The sequence below is a fragment of the Cryptosporangium sp. NPDC048952 genome, assembly GCF_043197895.1.
Classification (GTDB): Bacteria; Actinomycetota; Actinomycetes; order Mycobacteriales; family Cryptosporangiaceae; genus Cryptosporangium.
The window spans coordinates 768757-791843 of sequence record NZ_JBICTY010000002.1 but is presented as its reverse complement, the minus strand read 5'-3'; the positions used below and the strand labels follow the sequence as shown (position 1 = coordinate 791843).

The 23087-nt window shown below is 70.7% G+C and carries 23 protein-coding genes and 3 riboswitches; of the genes, 12 read left to right on the top strand and 11 right to left on the bottom strand.

Going from position 1 to position 23087, the window contains the following annotated elements; translation table 11 throughout:
- Positions 1-35: 35 nt before the first annotated feature.
- Together ACGFY5_RS11890 and ACGFY5_RS11885 are read left to right on the top strand one after the other, a co-directional pair.
- Complete coding sequence (locus ACGFY5_RS11890) at positions 36-575, top strand: hypothetical protein (protein WP_392719580.1); 540 nt, start codon at positions 36-38, stop codon at positions 573-575.
- A riboswitch (ZMP/ZTP riboswitch) is annotated at positions 575-658 on the top strand. It overlaps the preceding gene by 1 nt.
- 14 nt (positions 659-672) lie before the next feature.
- Positions 673-1530, top strand: a complete 858-nt coding sequence (locus tag ACGFY5_RS11885; protein ID WP_392719579.1) for a bifunctional 5,10-methylenetetrahydrofolate dehydrogenase/5,10-methenyltetrahydrofolate cyclohydrolase — start codon at positions 673-675, stop codon at positions 1528-1530.
- Here the strand turns inward: ACGFY5_RS11885 and ACGFY5_RS11880 are convergent.
- Positions 1527-1865, bottom strand: a complete 339-nt coding sequence (locus tag ACGFY5_RS11880; protein ID WP_392719578.1) for an STAS domain-containing protein — start codon at positions 1863-1865, stop codon at positions 1527-1529. The two genes, ACGFY5_RS11885 and ACGFY5_RS11880, sit on opposite strands and share 4 nt — an antisense overlap.
- A 159-nt stretch (positions 1866-2024) precedes the next feature.
- Here ACGFY5_RS11880 and ACGFY5_RS11875 point away from each other — a divergent pair, with 159 nt between their 5' ends.
- The 7 genes from ACGFY5_RS11875 to ACGFY5_RS11845 all read left to right on the top strand — a co-directional run bounded on the left by ACGFY5_RS11875 (position 2025) and on the right by ACGFY5_RS11845 (position 9214).
- Positions 2025-2735 carry a helix-turn-helix domain-containing protein gene (locus ACGFY5_RS11875; RefSeq protein ID WP_392719577.1) on the top strand — a complete coding sequence of 237 codons (711 nt, stop codon included), beginning with the start codon at positions 2025-2027 and terminating at the stop codon, positions 2733-2735.
- Positions 2736-2744: 9 nt separating this feature from the next.
- Positions 2745-3506 (top strand): precorrin-6A synthase (deacetylating), encoded by a 762-nt coding sequence (gene cobF / locus ACGFY5_RS11870; RefSeq protein ID WP_392719576.1) that lies wholly within the window; start codon positions 2745-2747, stop codon positions 3504-3506.
- Positions 3507-3550: 44 nt separating this feature from the next.
- Positions 3551-3644: riboswitch (adenosylcobalamin (AdoCbl) riboswitch) on the top strand.
- 46 nt (positions 3645-3690) lie between these two features.
- Positions 3691-3897: a CbtB-domain containing protein gene (locus ACGFY5_RS11865; RefSeq protein ID WP_392719575.1), complete on the top strand. Its 207-nt coding sequence runs from the start codon at positions 3691-3693 to the stop codon at positions 3895-3897.
- A complete protein-coding gene (locus ACGFY5_RS11860; RefSeq protein ID WP_392719574.1) occupies positions 3897-4703 on the top strand; it encodes a CbtA family protein in 807 nt (268 codons plus the stop codon). Before ACGFY5_RS11865 ends, ACGFY5_RS11860 begins: the two co-directional genes overlap by 1 nt.
- A gap of 65 nt (positions 4704-4768) precedes the next feature.
- The gene (locus ACGFY5_RS11855) at positions 4769-5371 is read left to right on the top strand and encodes a (2Fe-2S)-binding protein (RefSeq protein WP_392719573.1); all 603 of its coding nucleotides are present in this window, start codon (positions 4769-4771) and stop codon (positions 5369-5371) included.
- A gap of 47 nt (positions 5372-5418) precedes the next feature.
- A riboswitch (cobalamin riboswitch) is annotated at positions 5419-5668 on the top strand.
- Positions 5669-5828: 160 nt separating this feature from the next.
- A complete protein-coding gene (locus ACGFY5_RS11850; RefSeq protein WP_392720479.1) occupies positions 5829-8147 on the top strand; it encodes a ribonucleoside-diphosphate reductase subunit alpha in 2319 nt (772 codons plus the stop codon).
- Positions 8148-8218: 71 nt separating this feature from the next.
- A complete protein-coding gene (locus ACGFY5_RS11845) occupies positions 8219-9214 on the top strand; it encodes a ribonucleotide-diphosphate reductase subunit beta (protein ID WP_392719572.1) in 996 nt (331 codons plus the stop codon).
- A 273-nt stretch (positions 9215-9487) separates the two neighbouring features.
- Here the strand turns inward: ACGFY5_RS11845 and ACGFY5_RS11840 are convergent, their stop codons facing one another.
- The 3 genes from ACGFY5_RS11840 to ACGFY5_RS11830 are packed head-to-tail and all read right to left on the bottom strand — an operon-like array spanning position 9488 to position 12299.
- Positions 9488-10258 carry an ABC transporter ATP-binding protein gene (locus ACGFY5_RS11840; protein ID WP_392719571.1) on the bottom strand — a complete coding sequence of 257 codons (771 nt, stop codon included), beginning with the start codon at positions 10256-10258 and terminating at the stop codon, positions 9488-9490.
- Positions 10255-11208: an ABC transporter substrate-binding protein gene (locus ACGFY5_RS11835; RefSeq protein ID WP_392719570.1), complete on the bottom strand. Its 954-nt coding sequence runs from the start codon at positions 11206-11208 to the stop codon at positions 10255-10257. The genes ACGFY5_RS11840 and ACGFY5_RS11835 overlap by 4 nt, the downstream gene beginning before the upstream one ends.
- A gap of 8 nt (positions 11209-11216) precedes the next feature.
- Positions 11217-12299, bottom strand: coding sequence for a FecCD family ABC transporter permease (locus ACGFY5_RS11830; RefSeq protein ID WP_392719569.1), 1083 nt, complete (start codon positions 12297-12299; stop codon positions 11217-11219).
- Between the two features lie 109 nt (positions 12300-12408).
- Here ACGFY5_RS11830 and ACGFY5_RS11825 point away from each other — a divergent pair, with 109 nt between their 5' ends.
- Together ACGFY5_RS11825 and ACGFY5_RS11820 are read left to right on the top strand one after the other, a co-directional pair.
- Positions 12409-13032, top strand: a complete 624-nt coding sequence (locus tag ACGFY5_RS11825; RefSeq protein ID WP_392719568.1) for a superoxide dismutase — start codon at positions 12409-12411, stop codon at positions 13030-13032.
- The gene (locus ACGFY5_RS11820) at positions 13029-13319 is read left to right on the top strand and encodes a superoxide dismutase (RefSeq protein ID WP_392719567.1); all 291 of its coding nucleotides are present in this window, start codon (positions 13029-13031) and stop codon (positions 13317-13319) included. The genes ACGFY5_RS11825 and ACGFY5_RS11820 overlap by 4 nt, the downstream gene beginning before the upstream one ends.
- A gap of 67 nt (positions 13320-13386) precedes the next feature.
- On the opposite strand, the gene ACGFY5_RS11815 is transcribed toward ACGFY5_RS11820, so the two are convergent.
- The 7 genes from ACGFY5_RS11815 to ACGFY5_RS11785 form a co-directional block, all read right to left on the bottom strand.
- The gene (locus ACGFY5_RS11815) at positions 13387-15711 is read right to left on the bottom strand and encodes a cytochrome c oxidase assembly protein (RefSeq protein ID WP_392719566.1); all 2325 of its coding nucleotides are present in this window, start codon (positions 15709-15711) and stop codon (positions 13387-13389) included.
- An 84-nt stretch (positions 15712-15795) separates the two neighbouring features.
- Positions 15796-16431 (bottom strand): copper resistance protein CopC, encoded by a 636-nt coding sequence (locus ACGFY5_RS11810; RefSeq protein WP_392719565.1) that lies wholly within the window; start codon positions 16429-16431, stop codon positions 15796-15798.
- Between the two features lie 264 nt (positions 16432-16695).
- Positions 16696-17244 (bottom strand): hypothetical protein, encoded by a 549-nt coding sequence (locus ACGFY5_RS11805; RefSeq protein ID WP_392719564.1) that lies wholly within the window; start codon positions 17242-17244, stop codon positions 16696-16698.
- Between the two features lie 134 nt (positions 17245-17378).
- The gene (locus tag ACGFY5_RS11800; RefSeq protein WP_392720478.1) at positions 17379-18515 is read right to left on the bottom strand and encodes an MFS transporter; all 1137 of its coding nucleotides are present in this window, start codon (positions 18513-18515) and stop codon (positions 17379-17381) included.
- 96 nt (positions 18516-18611) lie between these two features.
- Positions 18612-20318, bottom strand: a complete 1707-nt coding sequence (locus ACGFY5_RS11795; protein ID WP_392719563.1) for a tripartite tricarboxylate transporter permease — start codon at positions 20316-20318, stop codon at positions 18612-18614.
- 15 nt (positions 20319-20333) lie between these two features.
- Positions 20334-21047 (bottom strand): tripartite tricarboxylate transporter TctB family protein, encoded by a 714-nt coding sequence (locus ACGFY5_RS11790; protein WP_392719562.1) that lies wholly within the window; start codon positions 21045-21047, stop codon positions 20334-20336.
- Entirely contained in the window at positions 21044-22018 is a 975-nt protein-coding gene (locus tag ACGFY5_RS11785) for a tripartite tricarboxylate transporter substrate binding protein (protein WP_392719561.1), read from the bottom strand. Before ACGFY5_RS11785 ends, ACGFY5_RS11790 begins: the two co-directional genes overlap by 4 nt.
- Positions 22019-22135: 117 nt before the next feature.
- On the opposite strand from ACGFY5_RS11785, the gene ACGFY5_RS11780 reads away from it, so the two are divergent.
- Positions 22136-23020: a LysR substrate-binding domain-containing protein gene (locus ACGFY5_RS11780; RefSeq protein WP_392719560.1), complete on the top strand. Its 885-nt coding sequence runs from the start codon at positions 22136-22138 to the stop codon at positions 23018-23020.
- Positions 23021-23087: the final 67 nt, after the last annotated feature.

Sequence of the window (23087 nt, the reverse complement as noted above, 5' to 3'; positions counted from 1 at the left end):
TCGTGGAAGGCAGTCCGCCTATCCGAGGAGCGCCCGTGCATCCCACCGATCGGCTGCTGGCCGGTTCGCTGATCGCCGCACCGTTGACCTACCTCGCCGCCGACCTGCTCTACGCCCTGCGCGGCTGGGACGACCCGGCCGCCGGTGTGCTGCACGTCCTGGGCGCCACCGGATACATCCTGGTCGTCCTCTTCGCCGTCGAGCGCGAACGGGGCCGGTTCGCCGTCGCGCTGCTCGTCGTCGGTGTGCTCGGCGCCGCGGGCAACATCGGCTACGGATTCAACACGCTGCACGTCGCCCTCGGCGACACCGACCTCAACGACGCGAGCGGCGCCGCGACGCTGATCAAAGTGCTCGGCTTCTGCTTCCCGCTGACGCTGCTGTTGATCGCCGTGTCGCTGCGCCGGGAGCGGACCGGCCCGCCATGGGTGGCCGCCACGCTGGCGGTCGCCGCGATCGGGTGGCCGGTCGCGCACATCGCGAACATCGGGTGGCTCGCCGTGGTCGTGAACCTGCTGCTCGTCGCGTCGTTCGCCACGGTGCGCCCGGTGCGCACCCCGGCGCCGGTATCCTGATCCGCAGACGCGACTGGCGGCACGAGGATGGTTCGAACCATCGGGGAGCCTTTCCGCGGGAGTCGACCGCCTGGGCTCCCGTCGAACGGGAGCGTCGATGACTGCCCGAAATCTGCCCGGAGCACCGGTCGCCGAGTCCGTCCTCGCCGACGTCGCCCAGCGCGCCGACGCGCTCCGCGCGAGGGGTGTCGTGCCTGGCCTGGCGACCGTGCTGGTCGGTGACGACGAGTCCAGCGCCGGCTACATCCGCATCAAGCAGAAGCAGGCCGCCGAGCTGGGCTTCGACTCACCGCACCGGCACCTGCCCGCCGACGCCACGCAGGCCGACCTGCTCGACGTCATCACCGGGTTCAACGACGACAAGAACGTCCACGGCGTGCTCGTGCAGTACCCCATTCCCGGACATCTCGATTACGACGCCGCGCTGGCCGCCCTCGATCCCGACAAGGACGTCGACGGCATGCATCCGACGAACATGGGGCGCCTGGCGGTGGGCCTGCCGGGGCCGCTGCCGTGCACCCCGGCCGGCATCGAGGCGCTGCTCGCGCACTACGAGATCTCGGTCTCCGGCCGGGAGGTCGTGATCCTGGGACGCGGTGCGACGCTCGGGCGTCCGCTGGCGATGCTGCTGTCGCAGAAGCGCCCGACGGCCAACGCCGCGGTCACCGTCGTGCACACCGGTGTCCCGGACTGGGAGCGGTACACGCGCCGCGCGGAGATCCTCGTCGCCGCGGCGGGCGTGCCCGGCATCATTCAGCCGGAGCACGTCCGTCCCGGTGCTGTCGTCATCGGTGCGGGGGTGCGGTACGAGGGGCGTCGGCTGCTGCCCGACGTCGACGAGTCGTGTGCCGAGGTGGCGTCGGCGATCACCCCCCGCGTGGGTGGCGTCGGCCCGACGACGGTCGCGATGCTGTTCCGCAACGCGGTCGCCGCCGCCGAGAGCGCCAACCCTTAACCGACCGGCGGGCGCCGCATTTCGGGCAGGGTGTCGTTCAGACCCGTCGCGGTCAGGATGCGGCGCAGGGCGTCGGAGGGGTTCATCAGGCCGAGGTCCCGGCCGGACGCGGCGAGCGCCGCGTGCGCGCGGAGCAGCGCGCTCAGCCCTCGGGCGTCGATGAAGCGCAGGGTGGAGCAGTCGAGCACGACCGGGCCGTCGGCCGGTGGCAGCAGCGAGTCGATCGCGCTGAGCAGCAGCGGCCCGGTCTGCATGTCCAGGTCGCCGTTCAGTTCCAGGCGGACGGCGAACTCGTCGTGGTGCACGGCGACGGAGAGGGGGCAGACGTCAGGCATCGAGAGACCTCCGGTCAGGTCTGCCGTGGGGCAGATGTGCGTGACCGGGCTCTCGGCCGAACCCGCTGTGCAGTGTAATCCGTCCTCCGGCGTACTGCAGCTGTCTCCACCTCCCGCGGTAGTCAGCTCCGCTGTGCGAGGTGGCGCCAGACTCGATGCATGGCCGGCCTGGTTGCGCGGCATCGGACAATCGGGGTCGTGATGGAGTCGGGTGCCGGCGGTCGCAGCGTCGTCGACGGCGCGTTCCGGGTGCTGCGCGCCTTACCGCTGGCCGGGCAGGTCGCGCAGGTGACCCGGGTCGCGGAGCTGACCGGGCTGCCGCGCCCGACCGTCCACCGGATGCTGGGCCAGTTGCGCGCCGCGGGGGCCGTCGACTGGTGCGACGGTCACTGGACGCTCTCGGCCGACCTGCTCGGGCTCGCGCAGCGCGTCGAACCGGTCCCCGGGCTGCGGACGTCCGCGACGAGCGTCATCCAGGGACTCCGGGAGCAGACCGGTGCCGCGGTGTCGCTGGTGGTCGCGGGCGGGGAGTCGTTCGTCGCGCTGGAAATGGTGCCCGGGCGCGACCCGCTGCCGATCGATGCCCGGGCGGGGTCGGAGATGCCCGGATCGACGGCTGCCGGTGTCGTACTCGGCGGGCACTCGTCCGCGCGGCGCCGGCCGTTCGGTGCTGCGGTCGACGACGAGGACGTGATGCCGGGCCTGACGTGTTACGCGGTGCCGGTACGCCTCCCCGCCGGCGGGCGGGCGGCACTGCAGATCGCCACCCCCGCCGGGCGCTCGGCGGAACGGTCGGCGGCTGCGGTCCACCGCGCCGCGATCGTGTTGGAACGCCGGGTCGCGAGCGCCCACCAGGGGCGCGACACCTAGTCTGCGGTGGTGCGACACATTCGGGTCATCGGTATCGGGGCGGGCGACCCAGGCCTGCTCACCGTCGAAGCGGTCGATGCGCTGCGTAGCGTCGATGTGTTCCTTGTTCTGGACAAGGGAGAGACGACCGCGGAGCTCACCGACGCCCGGCAGGCGATCCTGGAGCGGTTCCTCGGAACCGACGGCTACCGGGTCGTGACGATCGCCGACCCGCCGCGGGACCGGACCGCCGACGACTACGCGGGGGCCGTGGAGGCCTGGCGGGATGCGCGGTCGGCAGCGGTGGAGCACGCGCTGCGCGTCGAAGTGCCCGAGAAGGGCACCGCGGGCATCCTGGTCTGGGGTGACCCGGCGCTCTACGACGGCACGATCCGCATGCTCGACACGATCGTGGGACGCGCGCAGGTGGCGTGTGCGTACGACGTGCTGCCGGGCATCAGCAGTGTGCAGGTGCTCGCCGCGCGGCACCGCATCACGCTGACGCGCACTGCCGGTGCGGTGGTGGTCACGACCGGTCGGCGGGTGGCGAACGGCCACCACGACAACGATCTGGACCTGGTCGTGATGCTGGACGCGAGCCTGGCGTTCCGCCGGTTCACCGGTGAGGACGCGTCGTTGTTCTGGGGGGCTTACCTGGGTGGGGCGGACGAGGTGCTGATCGCTGGGCCGCTGGACGAGGTCGCGGATCGGGTTGCCACTACGCGCGCCGAGCTACGGGCACAAAAGGGGTGGATCATGGACACCTACCTCATCCGACGCAGGGAGCGCTAACTCACGTTGACCGGGAGCCTTTCGCGGGCCTACGGTGCCTGGAGCGTGGCGGCGCGAGGAAGCTGGTGGAAGTCCAGCACGGTCGCGCCACTGTGAGCCGGCCTCCGGGTCGGTGAGTCAGATACTGGTGCCGTCACGAGGCCCGTTCGAACAGGGGACGCACGATCCCCAGAGGAGGCTCGACGTGACCAGTCCGTCTGCTGTTGCGACACCGGTAGTGATCTCCGGCTCACGGGGTGCTGTCTACCTCGGTGCTGCCGTGCTGCTGGCGCTGCTCGCCTACTACTTCATCGGTGTCGATCAGGGCGCCACGTCGGTGTTCGGCAACGACGCGCACGTCCACGAGTACATCCACGACGCGCGTCACTTCCTCGGCTTCCCCTGCCACTGATGGAACTGAAGCTCTTACTCCGCGGCGCACTCGCCGGCGGAGTCGGCGGCCTGCTGGCGTTCGTGTTCGCGCGCATCTTCGCCGAGCCGCAGATCCAGCAGGCGATCGACTACGAGGAGGGCCGGGGCGCTGCCCAGGAGGCCCTCGACCGGGCGGCGGGGATCCCGATCCCGGCTGCCGAGTCCGAAGTGTTCAGCCGCACGGTGCAGGCGAACATCGGTATCGGCACCGGTCTGGTCGTGTTCGGCATCGCGATGGGTCTTCTGGCCACCGTGATCTACATGATCTGCCTGGGGCGGGTCGGGGCCGTGCGGCCACGGGTGCTGGCGTTGCTGGTCGCCGGTGGCGCGTTCGTCGGGCTGTTCCTGGTGCCCTGGCTGAAGTACCCGGCCAACCCGCCCGCCGTCGGTGACGACGACACGATCTCCACCCGGGGTGGGCTGTACCTCGCGATGGTGCTGGCGTCGCTCGTGCTGCTCGGTGCTGCGGTGTGGCTGGGGCAGCGTCTGGCGGCGCGGTTCGGCAACTGGAACGCGGCACTGCTGGCCGGTGGCGCGTACGTCGTCGCGGTCGGCATCGTGATGCTGCTGCTTCCGACGATCGCCGAGATGCCGGAGCCGTTGCGTGACCCGAGCGGTCGGATCGTCTACGAGGGCTTCCCCGCGGACGTACTGGCGTTCTTCCGGCTGTACTCGGTGGGTGCGCAGCTGATCATGTGGGGCACGTTCGGGCTGGTCTTCGGGCCGCTGGCCGAGCGCGCCCTGGCCCCGGCGAGGGCGGCGGCCCGGGACGCGGTGCCGGCCTGAGTTCGTTCGCGGCGCTCGCCTCGCTGGGGCCCGCGTTCGCTGTCGAAACGCATCCGGTCGACGCGGTGCCGGCGGCGCCGTGGCGGCCGGTTACCGAGCTCCTCGACCCGGCGGGCCGCGCGTGGAGAGCGCGGACCGCGGCGGTGCGGGAGGCGCTGGGTGGGGCGGTCGAGGAACGGGTGGCATTCTCGACCGCGCACCTCGGGGTGGTCGCGCGGGTGCTGGCGCCGGCGTTCGCGCTGGCCGTGACCTCGTCGGCGGTTCCGTCTGCCGATATCTGGTGGCAGCCGGTGCTCGGCGGGATGGTGCCGCTGTCGTTCGCTGCTTCGGTGACCCGGGTGCCTGCGGCGGGTCTCCTCGATGCGTTCACCGACTCCGTCGTGCCGCTCGTCGTCGGGATGACGTCGGCGGCGGCGACCACGTGCCCGATCGCGCCGGCGATCCTGTGGGACAACAGTGCGTCGGCTCTGAACAGCTCGGTGACGATGCTGGGCCCCGCGTACGCCGATCGCGCGGTGCCCTTCGCGAACGCGCTGCTCCGGCGCGCCCCCTGGGGGATCCCGGCCCCGGACGTCGGCGACGGCTTCCGCCGGGGAAGCTGCTGCCTGATCTACCGCGTCAGCCCCGGCCCACCCCGCCCGGTGTGCGGCGACTGTGTACTCGGCTGACACGCCGACACGAGATGTTGGGTGTGACTTCTGTGGCGGGCCTATATATGGTGGCTCTCGCAGCTGGTTCGGCCGATCCTCCAGATCGGTCGTGGCAACAGGGAACCCGGTGGGAATCCGGGACTGCCCCGCAGCGGTAAGTGGGAACGACCGCCGTCAACCAAGCACTGGGCGCAGAACGCGCCTGGGAAGCGACGGCCAGTAGGCACGCGTGATTCGCGCCTCGCGGCGCGACCGGCCCGGCCGGGCACGCACAGCTCACGAGTCCGAAGACCTGCCAGCGCGCCGGACCGATCACGGTCCGGCGGTCCGAGGCCGCGTGGGACGGCTGACGCCAACCCCGCACGCCGCTGTGCGCCGATGGTGTCTGTCCTCGCGTGTCCTCGTTCCGGGACGTACTCGCGAGGAGAGAGTTGTGACAACCGCCGAGGTCGCGCCTGCCCAGCGCCGCCCCCAGATGCGCATCGTCAAACGGAACGGTCGGCCCGAGCCGGTCGACGTCAGCAAGATCGTCCGTGCGGTCGAGCGGTGGGCCGACGATCTCACCGACGTCGATCCGCTGCGCGTCGCCACGAAGACGATCAGTGGCCTGTACGACGGCGCCACCACCGCCGAGCTCGACCAGCTTTCGATCCAGACCGCGGCGGAGATGATCGGCGAGGAGCCGCAGTACTCCCGGCTCGCCGCGCGGTTGCTCGCCGGCTTCCTCGACAAGGAAGTCCGTGGTCAGGGCATTGCTTCGTTCAGTCAGTCGATCGCGCTCGGGCACGCCGAAGGCCTGATCGGCGACGAAACCGCCGCGTTCGTGGCGGCCAATGCCCGCAAGCTCGACGACGCGATCGACGAGTCCAACAACCTGCGCTTCGAGTACTTCGGGCTGCGCACCGTGGCCGACCGCTACCTGCTGCGGCATCCGCACGCGCGACTCGTCGTGGAGACACCGCAGTACTGGCTGCTCCGGGTGGCCTGCGGCCTGTCGCACACGGCCAACGAAGCGATCGGCTTCTACCGGCTGCTGGCGTCGCTGGCGTACCTGCCCAGCTCGCCGACGCTGTTCAACTCCGGCACGCGCCACACCCAGATGTCGAGCTGCTACCTGGTCGACTCCCCGAAGGACGAGCTCGACTCGATCTACCAGCGGTACGCGCAGGTCGCGAACCTGTCGAAGTTCGCCGGTGGCATCGGGATCGGCTTCTCCCGCGTCCGTGGCCGGGGTGCGCTGATCCGCGGCACGAACGGCCAGTCCAACGGCATCGTCCCTTTCCTCCGGACGTTGGACGCCTCAGTGGCGGCCGTCAACCAGGGCGGACGCCGCAAGGGTGCGGCCTGCGTCTACCTCGAGCCGTGGCACCCGGACGTCGAGGAGTTCCTCGAGCTGCGCGACAACACCGGCGAGGACGCCCGGCGCACGCACAACCTGAACCTGGCGAACTGGATCCCGGACCTGTTCATGCGCCGGGTCGAGGAGGACGGGATCTGGTCGCTGTTCGACCCGGACGAGTTCCCCGCGTTCCCGGACCTGTGGGGCGCGGAGTTCGACACCGCGTACGAGGCTGCCGAGGCCGCGGGCCGATTCGTCCGGCAGGTCAAGGCCCGTGACCTCTACGGCAAGATGATGCGGACGCTCGCCCAGACCGGCAACGGATGGATGACGTTCAAGGACGCGTCGAACCGGCTGGCGAACCAGACCGCGGTGCCCGGGAACGTCGTGCACCTGTCGAACCTGTGCACCGAGATCGTCGAGGTGTCCAGCGACGACGAGACCGCGGTGTGCAACCTCGGTTCGGTGAACCTGGCCGCGCACGTGGTCGGGTCCGACCTCGACTGGGATCGGCTCCGATCGACGGTCCGGACCGCCGTCCTGTTCCTCGACCGGGTCATCGACATCAACTTCTATCCGACGCCCCAGGCGGCGGCCAGCAACCCCCGCTGGCGCCCGGTGGGGCTGGGGGTGATGGGGCTGCAGGACGTCTTCTTCGCGTTGGGTCTGCCATTCGATTCGCCTTCGGCTCGATCGCTCTCGACGAAAATCGCCGAGGAGGTCTACCTGACCGCGCTGGAGGCCTCCGCCGACCTGGCCGCCGAGTTCGGGGTGCACCCGGCGTTCGCGGACACCCGCGCGGCGCGCGGCGATCTCCAGCCGGATCTGTGGGGTGTGGAGACCTCGGGGGAGCGGTGGGAGGCGTTGCGTGCTCGCGTTGCCGACACCGGTCTGCGTAACTCGCTGCTGATCGCGATCGCCCCGACCGCAACGATCGCGTCGATCGCCGGCTGTTACGAGTGCATCGAACCGCAGGTGTCGAACCTGTTCAAGCGCGAGACGCTGTCGGGGGAGTTCCTGCAGATCAACACGGCTCTGGTCCGTGAATTGAAAGCTCGTGGACTGTGGACTTCTGCGGTGCGCAATGCGATCAAGCAGGCGGACGGGTCGGTGCAGGGGATCACGGGGCTTCCGGCCGAGGTGCGGGACCTGTACCGCACGGCGTGGGAGCTGCCGCAGCGCGCGTTGATCGACCTCGCCGCCGCCCGGGCGCCGTTCGTCGACCAGTCGCAGTCGCTGAACCTGTTCCTGGCGTCGCCGACGATCGGCAAGCTCTCGTCGATGTACAGCTACGCGTGGAAGGCGGGCCTCAAGAGCACCTATTACCTTCGCTCGCGGCCCGCGACGAGGATCCAGCAGGCCACGGTGGCCGCGCCGGCCGCAGCCACCGTGACGCCCGAAGAGGCGATCGCCTGCTCCCTGGAAAACCCCGAGTCGTGTGAGGCGTGCCAATGAATTCTTTTCAACCGACCCCTGCGGGCGGTGTTCACCCCGCGAAAACACCCGAGGTTGAAAGGAGTTCATCGATGCTGCTTGATCCCGGCATGGACCTCACTCTGCGTCCCATGCGTTACCCGCACTTCTTCGACCGCTTCAAAGACGCGATCAAGAACACCTGGACCGTCGAGGAGGTGGACCTCCACACCGACCTCCGCGACCTCGCTCGCCTGTCTCCGGCGGAGCGGCACCTGGTGTCGAGGCTCGTCGCGTTCTTCGCCACCGGCGACACGATCGTCGCGAACAACCTCGTGCTGAACCTGTACCAGCACGTGAACAGCCCCGAGGGTCGCCTCTACCTCTCGAGGCAACTGTTCGAAGAGGCCGTGCACGTCCAGTTCTACTTGAACCTCCTGGACACCTACGTCCCCGACGAGCAGGAACGCTTCGAGGCGTTCGCCGCGGTGGAGAACATCCCGTCGATCGCCCGGAAGGCCGAGTTCTGCTTCCGCTGGATCGACTCCCTCGGCGGCCTCCGCGTCCTGGAGACCCGCGACGACCGGCGGGCGTTCCTGCTCAACCTGATCTGCTTCGCCGCCTGCATCGAGGGCCTGTTCTTCTACGGCGCCTTCGCCTACGTCTACTTCCTGCGCTCGCGCGGCCTGCTCCACGGCCTCGCGTCCGGCACGAACTGGGTGTTCCGCGACGAGTCGATGCACATGGCGTTCGCGTTCGACGTCGTCGAGACGGCCCGGCGCGAAGAGCCGGACCTGTTCGACGCGGAGATGGGCCGCCAGGTCCGCGAGATGCTCGCCGAGGCCGTCGAGTGCGAGGTCCAGTTCGCCGAGGACCTGGTCGGCCAGGGCGTCCCGGGCCTGTCGCTGATCGACATGCGCGAGTACCTGCAGCACGTCGCCGACCGGCGCTTGGTGCAGCTCGGCGTCGATCCGCTGTACGGCTCGAGCAACCCGTTCGGGTTCATGGACCTGCAGGACGTCCAGGAACTGTCCAACTTCTTCGAGCGCCGCGTCTCCGCATACCAGGTGGCGGTCCCGGGTTCCGTGACGTTCGACGAGGACTTCTAGGCAGCGTCAGCGCACTCGGAGGACGGCTTCGGGGCGGGCGGCTCGTCACACTCGGACGTCACGCCGTGGAGCGACTCGGTCAGGCCGAGGGCGTAGACGATCTCAGCAGGGAGACAGCCTGCACGGGTCCATCGCCGAGCGCGAACGTCGGAGCCGCCCCGTCCGTGGGCCCGGCCGCGTGGGAGCGCGCGCGGTAGTGCGTCGGCCCAGATCGTCGACCACACGGAACGGTCGGCGTCGAATCGCAGTACTGGTTGATGCGGTCCTGCACGCTCACGCGGGGGCCCTTTCGCCGATGGGATGAAACAGCAGGTGGATGGCGCCGTCGAGCTCGATGCGGCGGATGCCGATGCCGTAGACCGGCTCGAGAACCGCCGGGTCGAGGACGTCGGTCGTCGGGCCGGCGGCGGCCACTCCGCCGTCGCCGCCGAGCAGGACGAGGTCGTCGCAGTAGCGGGCCGCGAGGTTGAGGTCGTGGAGCACGACGATCGAGCAGGTGCCCAGCCCGTGGACCAGCCGGAGGATCTCGTGCTGGTAGCGAATGTCCAGGTGGTTGGTCGGCTCGTCGAGCAGCAGGTGGGTGGCTTCCTGGGTGAGTGCCCGCGCGATCAGTACCCGCTGGCGTTCACCGCCGGAGAGCTCGGCGAACGGTCGTGCGCCCAGGTGGGTGGCGCCGACCCGCTTCAGTGCGCTCGCGGCGATCGCGTGGTCGGCCGGGCTGGTGCGCTGGAACGTGTTCAGGTGCGGTCCGCGGCCGAGCAGAACCATTTCCCCGACGGTCAGCGAGGTTTCGCCACCGGTCTCCTGGACGACGACGGCGAGCCGCCGGGCGGCCTCCCGCGGAGGGAGAGACGTCTCGCCGTCGATCTCCACCGTCCCGGTGGGGCTGCGCAACGCGCCGTAGAGCAGGCGCAGCAGGGTGGTCTTCCCGCTGCCGTTGGGTCCGATCAGCCCGAGTACGCGCCCGGGTGCGGCCTCCACGTCGACCCCGTCGACGACAGGATTGTTGCCGTACCGCCAGGAGACGTCGGTGGCCGTGATCATCCGAAGCGCTTCCGGATCATCTCCAGGCCGGTGACCGACAGCGGGGTCGGCGGCTCGGTGAAGTTGAACAGCTGGGTCAGCACGTTGCCGTTCTTCACGGCGTTGAGCTGGTTCGCGCCGGGGAGGCTGGTGATCGCCTGGTCGACGGTCTGGGGGTCGCCGTCGCTGTAGAGCAGGATCAGCACGTCGGGGTTGCGGCCGAGCAGCTCTTCGCGGGTGACTTCGAAGACCCGCTCGTCGACGTTGCCGAAGACGTTCGTGAACCCAGCGGCTTTCAGCTGGGGGTCGGCCATGCTCAGCGTGCCGTAGGCGTAGGTGGTGCCGCCGCCGACGGTCGGGTAGAGCACCGCCGCGGTTCGGCCGGACGGCGTCGACGCGGTCGCGGCCTGGACGCGCTTCTTCAGGTCCGCGTTCGCGGCCGACGCCTCGGAAGGCTCGTCGAAGACCTTGCCGTAGAGGTCCATCTGCTCGTAGACGGAGTCGAACGTCGGCTTGGTCTGTGTCGTCTCGCAGAGGGCCGGCTCTTCGATCAGCGGGATGTCGACGGCCGAGAGCGTCTCACGGGAGAGGTTGTCGACCTGGCCGAGCACCAGGTCGGGCTTCTGCGCGATCACGATCTCCTGGGAGATCTGCAGGTGGCCGCTGGTATCGGTCTTGTCGGTGAGGAGCGGGATCGTGTCCAGCTCGGCCTGGGTCTGCGCGTCGTAATAGGCCTGGGGGTACTGGCCGGCCTTGGCGGTGATCCGATCCATGACGCCGAGGTCGTGCAGGTACGGCACGGCGGCGCTCTTGAGCATGACGACACGCTCGGGCTCCGCGTCGAACGTGACCGTGGCGCCACAGTTCTCGACCGTGACGGGGTAGGCGCCGGTGGCGGCTGTCGTCTGCGTGGCGCTGCTCCCGCAGGCGGCGGTCAGCAGGAGAACAGAGGCGAGGGCGAGTCTGCGCACAGAATTCCTCACGAGGCGTGGAAGCGACGGATGAGTACGAGTAGGAAGGGGGCGCCGAGGAGGGAGGTGATGATGCCGATCGGGATCTCCTGGGGCTGGAGAAGGACCCGTGCGATGACGTCGGCCCAGATCAGGAGGATCGCGCCGAGCAGCGCTGCCACCGGAACCACGCGCACGTGCGTGGCGCCGACCAGGCGGCGCGCGAGGTGCGGCAGGACCAGCCCGACGAAGCCGATCGAACCCGATGCCGAGACCAGCACACCGATGCAGAGTGCGACCACGATCAGGAGGCGGATCCGGAACTTCTCCGGCGAGATGCCGAGGGTGTGGGCGGTCTCGTCGCCGATCGCCAGCGAGTCCATCCTCCGTCCCCAGATCGTCAGGAGGATCACCGTCGCCAGAATGACGACGCTCACCACCGCCAGCGGTGCGTCCCACTGCGCGAGGCCGAGCGAACCGAGCAGCCAGAACATCACCGAGCGGGCGCCTTCGGCGGAGCCGGAGGCGAAGATTAGAAAGCTGGTCGCGGCGTAGAGCGCGTAGCCGACCGCGACGCCGGCGAGCAGCAGGCGGAGCGACGTGACGCGGCCGCCGCTGCGCGCCAGGAAGAACACCAGGAACGACGCTGCGAGCGCACCGAGGAACGCGCTGAACGGCAGGGCGTGCTCGCCGAACCCGGCGCCGACGCCGAACAGGATCGCCGCGGCGGCACCGGACGACGCGCCGGAATTGATACCGAGCAGGTACGGGTCGGCGAGGACGTTGCGCACCATCGCCTGTAACGCGACGCCGCACACCGCGAGCCCGGCGCCGACGAGCGTCCCGAGGAGCACGCGGGGGAGGCGGACGTCCCAGACGATCGCGTCGTTCGCGAGGTCCCAGGTGACGTCACCGGGCCAGCCGACGACGTGGTGGCCGATGATCCGGGCCACGGTTGCCGGGTTGATCGCGACGGCACCGAATCCCACCGCGACGAGCACGGTGACGACGAAACCGATGCTCAGGACGACGAGCCAGAGCACCGTCCGGCGGCGTCGTGCGCTCAAGCCGAGAGTATCGGCCGGATCTTTCGCCGCGACCGCGGTTCCCACTCATCCTCCGTGATGCCAGCTAGCTGCTGTTGCAAGATCCTTGCATTAAGGGCCCGGAAAGAGAAGGTTCCAGAGGGTTCATCCACCGACTCTGGAGGCCCGCTTCCCGATGGCCACCTACTCGCTGCCGGACCTGCCGTACGACTACGCGGCCCTCGAGCCCGCGATCACCGGCGAGATCCTGGAGCTGCACCACTCCAAGCACCACGCCGCTTACGTCAAGGGCGCCAACGACACCCTCGAGCAGCTCGAGGAGGTGCGCGAGACGGACGGCTTCACCCCGACGGGGCTGGTCGGGCTGGAGAAGACCCTCGCGTTCAACCTCTCCGGCCACGTGCTGCACACCCAGTTCTGGTCGAATCTGAGCCCCGACGGCGGCGACCGTCCCCCCGGTGCGCTGGGCGACGCGATCGCCGAGCACTTCGGTTCGTTCGAGGCGTTCCAGAAGCACCTCAACACCGCCACGACCAGCGTGCAGGGTTCCGGCTGGGGTGTGCTGGCGCACGAGCCGATCAGCGGCAAGCTGCTGATCCACCAGGTCTACGACCACCACGGCAACGTCGGCATCAACACCACGCCGCTGCTGGTGTTCGACGCCTGGGAGCACGCGTACTACCTGCAGTACAAGAACGTGCGGCCGGACTACGTGCAGAAGCTGTGGTCGCTGATCAACTGGAACGACGTGGCGGCCCGCTACACGGCCGCGGTGGCGGCGGCCAAGTCGGCGCCGTGACCGCCCGCCCTGAGTCGGCCCAGCCGGGTGCCGCGGTCCGCGCAGCGACCGACGCGGCACAGCGAGCGGCCGGTGTCATCGCGGCCCGCCGCCGTGGCGACGACGCGGGTGCTGAGGCGCTGCTGGCCTCGTTCCCGGACGAGGCCGCGAAGGCCGGTGGGTTCTTCGTCCTCGCCGACCTGGCGATCGCGCTGCTGGCCCGCGCATCCGACCAGCGCGCCGACGAGGTCGTGCAGGACCTGACGATCCTCCTCGCGGCCCACGCGACGGTGCCCGACCAGCGCTGACGGTCGGACGTGAGGCCCGCGCCGGCCACGGGGACGGCGCGGGCCTGGCTGCGTCAGCGAACGAGCGCTACGTGGGCCCCGTCCGCGACGGTCCCGGCGACGCCGCCGTCCGCTGACCGTCGTCGTGGAGTCGTCTGAGGGCGGCGTTGTAGGCGGCGAGCTCGTCGTCGGCCGGGCCGCGGTCGACGCGACGCTGTTCGCGTTCGTCCGCGCGCACCCACTGCCAGAACAGCGCCGCGAGCACGGCCGCGGACGGGATCTCGCCGAACGCCCACGTGATCCCCGCGGCGAGGCTCTGGTCGGCGAGCAGATCGGTCAGCCACGGACGGTGCAGCGCGGCATACCACGGCTCCGCGATCACGGTGCCGGCCTGCATCAGTGCGATGCCGAAGAACGCATGCATCGCCATGCCCGCGAAGTGGATCGGGATCCGCACCGGGTACGGCAGGCGCTTCGGCCCCGGATCGACGCCGATCACCACCCAGAAGAACAGGTACCCGACGAGCACGAAGTGCGTGAGCATCACGAGGTGTCCCTCGTGGGAGCGCATGGCTTCCTCGAACAGGTCGGAGAAGTACAGGCCGTAAAGGCTCGCGACGAACAGTCCGGTAGCGACGACGGGGTGGCTCAGTACTTTCAGTGCCCGCGAGTGCAGGATCTTCAGGAGCCATTCGCGCGGGGCTGGTTGCAGTGTCCGGAGCGCGAGCGTGGCCGGAGCGCCGAGCACCAACAGGATCGGCACGGCCATCGACAGCACCATGTGCTGGAACATGTGCACGCTGAAAAGCACCATGCTGTACCTGCCGACGCCAGTCAGGGTGACCGCGGCGAGCAGCGCGAGCCCGCTCAGCCAGAAGACGGTCCGGTGCCGAGGCCAGTGGTCGCCTCGCTTGCGGAGGCGGAAGACCGCGGCGAGGTAGAGCCCGGCGCCGACCACGACGAACGTGCCGAACCACAGGTCGGGATACCAGAGCGTGATCAGCCGCCCGAGCGTGGGAACCGGCGGCATGGCGAAGCCGATGAGGTCGATCGTGGGGTCGGGGTCGACCGGGTTCGTGGGGACGGGGGTGGGGCTGCGGGAGAGCGCGACCGCGAGCCCGGTCGTCGCGGCGAAGACGATCACTTCACCGGCGGCGAGGCGTCGGAACGAGGTGGGGAGTCGCTTGAGTGCCCAGGTGCGGTGAACAGCGCCGATGGCTCCAAGGACGACCAGCGCGAGCGTCTTGGCGGCGATCAGGAGCCCGTAGCGGGAGTGCAGGAGCGCGTCGAGCGTCCCGAGGCGGACCCAGGCGTTGAGCACGCCGGAGAGCCCGACCGCGACGAAGCACCACAGCGCCATGCGGGAGTAGCCGGCCGCTGCGCGGGCGAGCACGTCGGTGCGGCGGATCAGCAGCAGGGCGACGAGGCCGCCGGTCCACAGGGCTGCGCCGAGGACGTGGAACATCAGGCTGGTGACCGCGACCTCGTGGTTACCGGCACCCGCGGCGTGCCCGGTGAAGGCGGGCGGCACGATGCCGGCGACCGCGGCCACCGCGAGCCAGGCGGCGCCGTTGCGGGAGAGAACGAGCCGGCCGCCGATCGCGACGATCAGCGCGAGCCCGGCCTGGATCGCGAGGGCGCGTCCCTGCGAGACGTCCTTGACGAAACTGATCGTCTCCGCCGAACCGATCGTCTCGACGGGCACCCCGAGCAGGTCCGACGTCGTGAGCACGATCGCCGCGACGGCTGCGACGAACCACCCCGTGGCTGCCCACGCCGCGACCCGAACCAGCCGATACCCAGCCGGCCCAAGCATCCGCCCCGACCCCGACCTCGGCCCAGTTCCGTGGCCGGCACTCACCCGACCGTCACCGCCGGAGCGCAAATCGCCGCCGGGTCCGAGCCCCGTTCCTCCGCCAAACTTGCCGCTGCTGCCGCCGCTGCCGCTGCCGCCGCTGCCGCTGCTGCCGCCGCTGCCGCTGCTGCCGCCGCTGCCGCTGCTGCCGCTGCTGCCGCCGCCGTTGCTGCTGCCGCCGCCGCTACCGTCGTCGCTGCTGTCGCTGGAGTTGGGACCGGTGCTGCTGCCTGGGCGCAGGCCCGTGTCGCTGTCGGGGCGGGGGGTTGGGGGAGTGTCGGGGGTGGAGCCGGGGACCAGGAAGGCGCCTACGACGGTGGTGCCGATGGCGATGGTTCCGGTGGCGATCGCGAGGGTGGTGGCGAGGGGAAGGCCCCAGGTGGTGAGGGCACCCGGAGTAGGAAGGCCCGGGATCACCGCCTCGAGTGCCCGCCCGAAGCGCAACGCGAGTGCGAGCACGCCCAGGCCGATCAGAGCGGAGACCGCTCCGAGCGCGATCGCCGCCGATCGGCGCGGCGATCGGCCGCCCCGGAGCGGCGACGGTGCTGTAGTGGTCACGTCGAGGTCCCGTCGATTATTGTCTACGCCGCGTAGACGTTCAGAGGATAGTCGGCCGCCGAGCGCGGAAAGTTCCGCGCGGTTCTAGGCCGGAGACGAGCGACGCCTCCGCGTCAATGCCACGAGTCCGACGACGATGACGAGCACGCCCGCGGCGGCCGAGGCGAGGAACAACCCGTTACCGTCGTCGTCCCCGCTGGTAGAGGCCGCCGCCGCCCGGGTCGGCCCCGGCGAGGGCGCCGCGCCCCCAGCGGACCGGGCCGTGGAGCCCGGCGACGCACCGGCCGTGGAGCCCGGCGACGCATTGAGCGTGGAGCCCGGCGCGATAGCTGCAGAAGCCGAGGAGGCTTGTGCCGACGGGAGAGCCGCGGTGAAGGTGAAGACGCCCTGCAGGGGGTGACCGTCTGCGGAGACGATTCGCCAGGCCACGGTGTACCGACCGGACGTCAGCGGCTTAACGGGCTGATGCAGGACACGGTCGACGGCGCGCGGCTTGCCGTCGCCGTATCTCGCGCCGCCGGGGCCGGTGACCACGACAGTGCTGAAGTCGCCGCGGATCCCGGCCGCGAACGTGAGCGTGATTTCGTCCGGCGCGGTGGTGATCGTGCTGTCCGCGGCCGGACTGCTGCCAAGAATGTCCGAGTGCGCCTGGGCAGGGCTACTGGCCACCACGACCAGCAGGAACGCCGCACCGAGGGCGCGGCGGATGAATGAACGCATGAGTACCTCTGAGACCGGTCGGTTCGGAGCGTCGTGACGCGGACCGGAGCCGGGCCGGCTCAACGGTCGATCGGCGACAACGCCGGGAAAGGCGCTAGCGCAGCGCCGAGGTGGGCTGGTCGCACCGCACCGCACCGCACCGCACCCGCACCGCACCCGCGCCGCGCCCGCGCCGCGCCCGCGCCGCGCAGAGGTGGGCCGCGCAGGGGTGCGCAGCGGTGGGCTGGCCGCGCAGCGCATCGAGGAGGAGGCGGGCGCCGCGGGTCAGGAAGCGGCAGCGGGTGGCGGGCCGCGGCGCGTTGCGCTGCGTGCCCACGTCGGCAGAGGCGGTGGCGCGGCCAGGTCGGCGAGCCGAGCCCGGAAGCGACGCGGCGCCGGTGCCGACAGGCGCATCGCTACCAGCGCGAACAGCGCGCTCAGGGACGGCAGGCGACGGCCCAGCCAGCGAACGAGCCGCCACACCGCAGCCTCACCCGCAGCGAGCCACACCGCGGTCAACGCACCAGCGAGAACGTGCGCCGCGATCATCGCCCCGGGGCGGGGTGACCCGGCCATGACGTGCGCCGGCCCCATCGAGAACACGCCGTGCAACCCCGCCTGGGTCACGGCCAATGCAGCCGCGATCACCGGCAATCCACGTTCTCGCCCCGTCAGCACCACTGCCAACGGAACGACCAACCCGGCCCCAGCCAGCACCGAAACCAACGACGGCACATGACCGTGCGCCCAGGTATGCAGCGCCACCGACAGACTCACACACACCAACACGAACACCAGAGCGCGCACCTCACGCAGCAACCCCGGGTTCCCCACACCCCGAATGGTGCCAGCCCCACCCGCCGCCCAGCCCCGCGCCCCTCCGAGGCCTGCACTGTGGCGGCCTATACCCCACCAAAGTGCGCAACCCTCGCGACCACCCACCGAGCCACGCAGTCGTGCGAGGGGGCCTACCCCCCAAGCCCACGGGCGCGCACGCGGACCATTACTGCTATCGCGGCCAGCACCACCGCGAGGGCCGCGAATCCCCACGTCAGCGTCGCCACCGCGGCGACCCCCGCCACGAGGAGTGGCCCGCCCGCATCCCCGGCCTCGCGGCCGAGTTCTGCGCTGCCCATCGTCTGGCCGAGACGTTCCTCCGGCGTGCTCGCCGCCAGCGCCGCGAACGCCAGGGGCGTGATGGCCCCGGTGCCCACACCGATCAGCGCGGCCGCCACCAGCACCCCCACCAGCCCGGGAATCATCGCGCACGCCAGGCCAACTGCCGCCACCACCAGCCCGAACGTCAACCCGGTCCGCGCCGTGACACGGCCGGCGTCCAGCGCCCGACCCGCCCGCGGTTGGACGACCGCCGCGCACGCGGCCAGCAATGACACCGCCGCGCCGGTCGCGATCGTGCCGAGCCCCGCCACCCGCCCACTCACCGGCAGGAACCCCACCCCTGCCGACAGCGCCGCCGTCGCTCCGGCCAGCGCGCTCGTCGGGAGCAGGAACCCGGGGTCGGCCAGCCGTCGGGCCAGATCGACGAGCGTCTGCCGGGACCTGGGCAGCGGCGGAACCACGGGCACGGAAACCCACGCCCACACCGCGACCCCCGCACCCAGCACCGCGAGCACCGTGAACAGCAGCCGCAACCCACCGGCCCACACCAGTACCCCGCCGAGCAGCGGCCCGAGCGTATACCCGATCGACTTGTAGAACCCGTACGACCCGAATGCCCGCCCGTGCTTCGCCGCCGGGTTCAGCCGCGCGACCAGCGCGGACGCGGACGGTGAGAACGCCGAGGCCGCCGCGCCCTGGCCGAGCCGTGCCGCCCACAGCCACGCGTGGGAATCAGCCACGACGTACACGAACGACGCCAGTGCGAACGCGACCAGCCCACCCAGCAGCACCGGCCGCGCCCCGATCCGGTCGGCGAGGCTTCCGAAAACGGGCTTGAGTACGATCTCCGCGCCGTCGTACAACGCGAGCAACCCGCCGAGCACCAGCAGGGACGTGACCGCGTCCTCCGAGAACCCCCCGAGGTTCGCCGCGATGCCGTGCGCCCCGAAGGCGGTCGTGAACCCGGCGGCATACAGCGGCCACATCTGCCGCACCGGTGCGGCCTCCCCCGCCACAGCGGGCGCGCCTTCACGTCCTCCGGTCACGACCTCATCAGACCACGCCCCGCCCCATCGCGGGCCTCACGGCCGACGGCTCGCGCCCGCCCCCGGTCCCGCCCCCGGTCCCGCGCCCGGCCCCGCGCCCGGTCCCGCGTCCGCGCCCGGTCCCGCGTCCGCGCCGGGTCCCGCGTCCGCGCCGGGTCCCGCGTCCGCGCCGGGTCCCGCGTCCGCGCCGGGTCCCGCGTCCGCGCCGGGTCCCGCGTCCGCGCCCGGCCCCGCGTCCGCGCCCGCGCCCGCGCCCGGCTCCGGCGGCGGGCGGCGCGAGCGCCACCACGCCCGCGCCACCGGCGCCAGCGCCACGAGCACGAACAGCGCGAAAAGCGTCCCCGAAATCGGACGGGTCAGGAAACCGGTCGGGTTCCCGTCGAACAACAGCAACGACCTACGGAGCGACGTCTCGAGCAGGGACCCGAGCACGAACGCCAACACCAGCGGTCCGGGGTCGAACCCGAACTTCTTCATCAGATACCCCAGCACACCGAACGCCACCACCAGCCCGATGTCGAACACGCTGTTGTTCACCGTGTACGCGCCGATCAGCGTGATCAGCGTCGTGATCGGAGCCAGGATCGCGGGCCGAACACGCAGGATCCGAACGAACAGTCCGACCAGCGGAATGCTCATGATCAGCAACAGCACGTTCCCGATGTACATCGAGTTGACGACGCCCCAGAACAACTCGGGGTGCTCGGTCACGAGCTGCGGACCGGGCGTGATGCCCTGAATGAGCAGCGCCCCGAAGATCACGGCCATCGTCGCGTTCGCTGGGATGCCCAGCGAGAGCAATGGAATGAACGACGAGGTCGCGGCGGCGTTGTTCGCGGTCTCGGGAGCGGCGACCCCCTCGATCGCCCCGTGCCCGAACCGCTCGGGGTGACGAGACCGTCGTTTCTCCACCGCATAAGCCGCCAGCGACGACATGACCGCTCCGCCCCCCGGCAGCACGCCCAGGACGAATCCGAGCACACCCCCGCGGCCGATCGCGCCCGCCGCCTGCCGCAGGTCCGCGCGGTTCGGCCACACGTTGTGCACCGGCGCCGGTTCCTGCCCCGAACGGTGCCGCTGCTCCAGGTTGTGCAGGATCTCCCCGAGTCCGAACAGCCCCATTGCGATCGGCACGAAGTCCAGACCGTCGGCGAGCGACAGATTGTCGAACGTGAACCGTTCGGCGCTGGTGAAGCCGTCGCGCCCGACGACGGCCAGCAGCAGGCCGAGCGCCGCGGCGGTCAGGGCCTTGATCCGGCCGCCCTGGGAGATCGTCGAGATCAGCAGGATGCCGAGCAGCGCCAGGACCGTGTATTCGGGCGGGCCGAAGTCGAGAGCGAACGACGCCACGAACGGCGCGAGCAGGCTCAGCGCGACGATCGAGACGGTGCCGCCGACGAACGAACCGATCGCGGCGATGCCCAGCGCGGTGCCTGCTTTGCCTTGGCGCGCCAGGGCGTGCCCGTCGAATACGGTGACCACCGACGACGCCTCGCCGGGCAGGCGCAGCAGGACGCTGGTGATCGTGCCGCCGTACTGCGCGCCGTAGAAGATGCCGGCGAGCAGGATGATCGCGGTGACCGGTTCCAGGCCGAACGTGATCGGCAGCAGGATCGCGATCGTCGCGGCGGGGCCGAGGCCCGGCAGCACGCCGATGAGCATGCCGATCACCACGCCGAGCAGGCAGTACAGCAGGTTGCCCGGCTCCAGGACGACGGCGAAGCCGTCGATCACGCCTTCCATCGCGGTTGGCTCCCGTTAGAACAAATGCGGAATGGTGACGTCGAGCGCGCCGACGAAGAGGGCGTAGAAGGCGATCGTCGCGCCGAGGCTCACGGCGATCGAGATGCGCCAGGACTCGTGGCCGAGGAACCGGAGCCAGACGAAGGTGAGCACGGCGGTGGGGAGTTCGAAGCCGATGACGCTGATCACGGCGACGAAGACGATCATCGTGGCGACCGCGGCGACGACGAGCAGGCCGGTGCGCCCGAACCGCTCGGCATCGTCGGTGCGCCGCGCCCGCGCCGCGAGCACGACCCCCATCACCAGCAGCAACCCACTCACGATCGCGGGCCACAACCCGGGTCCGGGCGCCGCCGGAGTCCCCAACCCGAGCCCCACCGCCCCGATCAACGCTGCGCCGCCGAGCGCCACCACGACACCCGCCGCGACCCCATTCGCCACCGGCCCCGCCGGAGGCCCCCCAGCGGTCTCGCCCGCGCCCGCGCCGCGCTCGCCCGCGTCGCCCGCGCCGCCCGCGCCCACGCCGCGCTCGCCCGCGCCGCCCGCGCCCGCGCCGCCCGCGCCCGCGCCGCCCGCGCCGCCCGCGCCGCCCGCGCCCGCGTCCGCGCCGCCCACGCCCGCGCCGCGCTCGCCCGCGTCGCCGCGTTGCGCCGCGCCGCCGCGTTGCGCCGCGCCGCCGCGTTGCGCCGCGGCGGCCTCGGCCGGCTCCACCGGGGGATCGGTGGTCACTTACCGGCCAGGTCTATCCGGTACTCCTTGGTCAGCGAGCGGTAGGTCTCCAGGGAGCCCGTCCACTGATCGAGCAGCGTCTTCCCGTCGACCTCGTTCGGCGTCAACAGGCGCTCGGTGTTGAAGTCCTTGTACTCCTGAGTCCCGAACGCCTTCCCGAACGCCTCGGACAGCCGCTCGACGACATCAGCCGGCGTGCCCTTCGGCGCCACGACAGCACGCGACTGCTGCACCGGCGCGTTGTACCCGGCCTCCTTCGCCGTCGGAGTATCGGGCAAATACAAAGGCCGCATCTGCGCGAACGTCACCAACGGCACCAGCTTCCCGGCCTTGATCTGCTCCTGCGCCTCACCGAGCTGCACCGACGCCACGTCGACCTGACCCCCGAGCACCGCGGTCAACGTCGGCGCGCCACCATCGAACGGCACCGCTGTCGCGTTCACCTTCGCCTGCGCGAACAGGAGCGCGGAACTCAACTGGCTCCCCGTTCCCACGCCCGTCGTGCCGTATTTGATCGCGCGTTTGGCGTCGACAATGTCTTTGACGGTTGTGTATTTCTTGGCGGGTGTCGTGACCAGTACGTAGTCGTCCTGGGAAACGCCGGTGACCACCTCGTACTTCGTGATGTCGACCGCCTGGTCGGGCGCCACGGCGAGCGGGGTGATGTACGCGAGCGAACCGACGAACATCATGATCGTGTAGCCGTCGGCTTTCGTGCCGGCGAGTTCCTTCGCGGCCACGCCCCCGTTCGCGCCGGGCCGGTTGACCACCGTGACCGGTTTACCGAGGTCGTCGCTGACCTGCTCGGCCAGCGCCCGGGCGATCAGGTCGGTGCTGCCGCCGGCGTCCTGGCCGACCAGCACCGTGATCGTCCGCGACGGATAGGACGACGATTCGCCGGACGAATCACCGAGATTGCCCCCGCACCCGGCTAAGACAACGATCAGGGCCAAAACGAAGACACGTTTCATGGGCCTGCTCCTCAACGATGGGGAGAATGTCCGGGAGCCTAGGGCCCGCATTAATGCGTGTCTAAATCTCTTAGTGCATCGATTGATGCTCTCGCGGCATGGTGTAGACACCCGCGCATGACGTACACGCTCGAGCAGCTGCGCGGGTTCGTCGCGGTGGCCGAGGAACTCCACTTCGGACGGGCGGCAGCCCGCCTGCGCATGACGCAGCCGCCGCTGAGCCGCCAGATCCAGAAGCTGGAGGTTGCGGTCGGTGTCCGGCTGTTCGACCGCGACAACCGGCGGGTGCTGCTCACCCCCGCCGGTGAGGCGTTCCTCGGCGAGGCGCGCCGGATCCTGACGCTGGTCGAGTCCGCGCCCGACCTGGCGCAACGGGTGTCGTCGGGCAGCCGGGGCGTGCTGCGGCTCGGATTCACGGCCGCGTCCACGTTCGGGATCCTCGGTTCGCTGCTCAACGATCTGGAGCGGCACCTGCCCGAGGTGCGCATCGACCTGTTCGAGATGGTGACGCGCGAGCAGCTCGCCGCGCTCGCCGCTGGTGACCTCGACCTCGGGCTGGCGCGCCCGCCGTTCGACGCGGAGCTGTTCGACTCCCGGGAGCTGCACCGCGAGGCGCTGCTGCTCGCGGTGCCGGTCGGGCACCGGCTCGCCGGGCTCGACCGCGCCGCCGAGCCCGGTGACCTGGGGACCGAGCCGCTGATCTTCCACTCCCAGCAGAAGGCCCGCTACTTCTACGACCTGGTCGTGAGCATGGTGCCGCTGGCGCACGAGCGGGTCGTGCACAGCGTCAGCCAGATCCTGACGATGCTGTGGCTGGTCGCGGCCGGGCGGGGGATCGCGTTCGTGCCCGCGTCGGCGATGCTGCTGGGCGTCCCCGGTGTGGAGTTCGTGCCGCTGACCACGCCGGTCGCGGAACCGGTCGAGTTGCACCTGCTGTGGCCGCGCGAGTCACGCAATCCGGCGCTCAGGAGGGCCCTCGCCGTGCTACGTGATACTCGGTGAGCATCACGTCATACGGAAACGCTCTTGGACAGGCATCGACAGTGCTTCTTACCGTGATCGGGTGACG

Coding starts and splice junctions, on each gene's coding strand:
- ACGFY5_RS11810 (WP_392719565.1), bottom strand. CDS start 16,431: ATGCGTTCATTCATCCGCCGCGCCCTCGGTGCGGCGTTCCTGCTGGTC.
- ACGFY5_RS11800 (WP_392720478.1), bottom strand. CDS start 18,515: ATGTGGCCGCTGTATGCCGCCGGGTTCACGACCGCCTTCGGGGCGCAC.
- ACGFY5_RS11825 (WP_392719568.1), top strand. CDS start 12,409: ATGGCCACCTACTCGCTGCCGGACCTGCCGTACGACTACGCGGCCCTC.
- ACGFY5_RS11875 (WP_392719577.1), top strand. CDS start 2,025: ATGGCCGGCCTGGTTGCGCGGCATCGGACAATCGGGGTCGTGATGGAG.
- ACGFY5_RS11785 (WP_392719561.1), bottom strand. CDS start 22,018: ATGAAACGTGTCTTCGTTTTGGCCCTGATCGTTGTCTTAGCCGGGTGC.
- ACGFY5_RS11850 (WP_392720479.1), top strand. CDS start 5,829: ATGCGCATCGTCAAACGGAACGGTCGGCCCGAGCCGGTCGACGTCAGC.
- ACGFY5_RS11795 (WP_392719563.1), bottom strand. CDS start 20,318: ATGGAAGGCGTGATCGACGGCTTCGCCGTCGTCCTGGAGCCGGGCAAC.
- ACGFY5_RS11880 (WP_392719578.1), bottom strand. CDS start 1,865: ATGCCTGACGTCTGCCCCCTCTCCGTCGCCGTGCACCACGACGAGTTC.
- ACGFY5_RS11885 (WP_392719579.1), top strand. CDS start 673: ATGACTGCCCGAAATCTGCCCGGAGCACCGGTCGCCGAGTCCGTCCTC.
- ACGFY5_RS11780 (WP_392719560.1), top strand. CDS start 22,136: ATGACGTACACGCTCGAGCAGCTGCGCGGGTTCGTCGCGGTGGCCGAG.
- ACGFY5_RS11840 (WP_392719571.1), bottom strand. CDS start 10,258: ATGATCACGGCCACCGACGTCTCCTGGCGGTACGGCAACAATCCTGTC.
- ACGFY5_RS11860 (WP_392719574.1), top strand. CDS start 3,897: ATGGAACTGAAGCTCTTACTCCGCGGCGCACTCGCCGGCGGAGTCGGC.
- ACGFY5_RS11845 (WP_392719572.1), top strand. CDS start 8,219: ATGCTGCTTGATCCCGGCATGGACCTCACTCTGCGTCCCATGCGTTAC.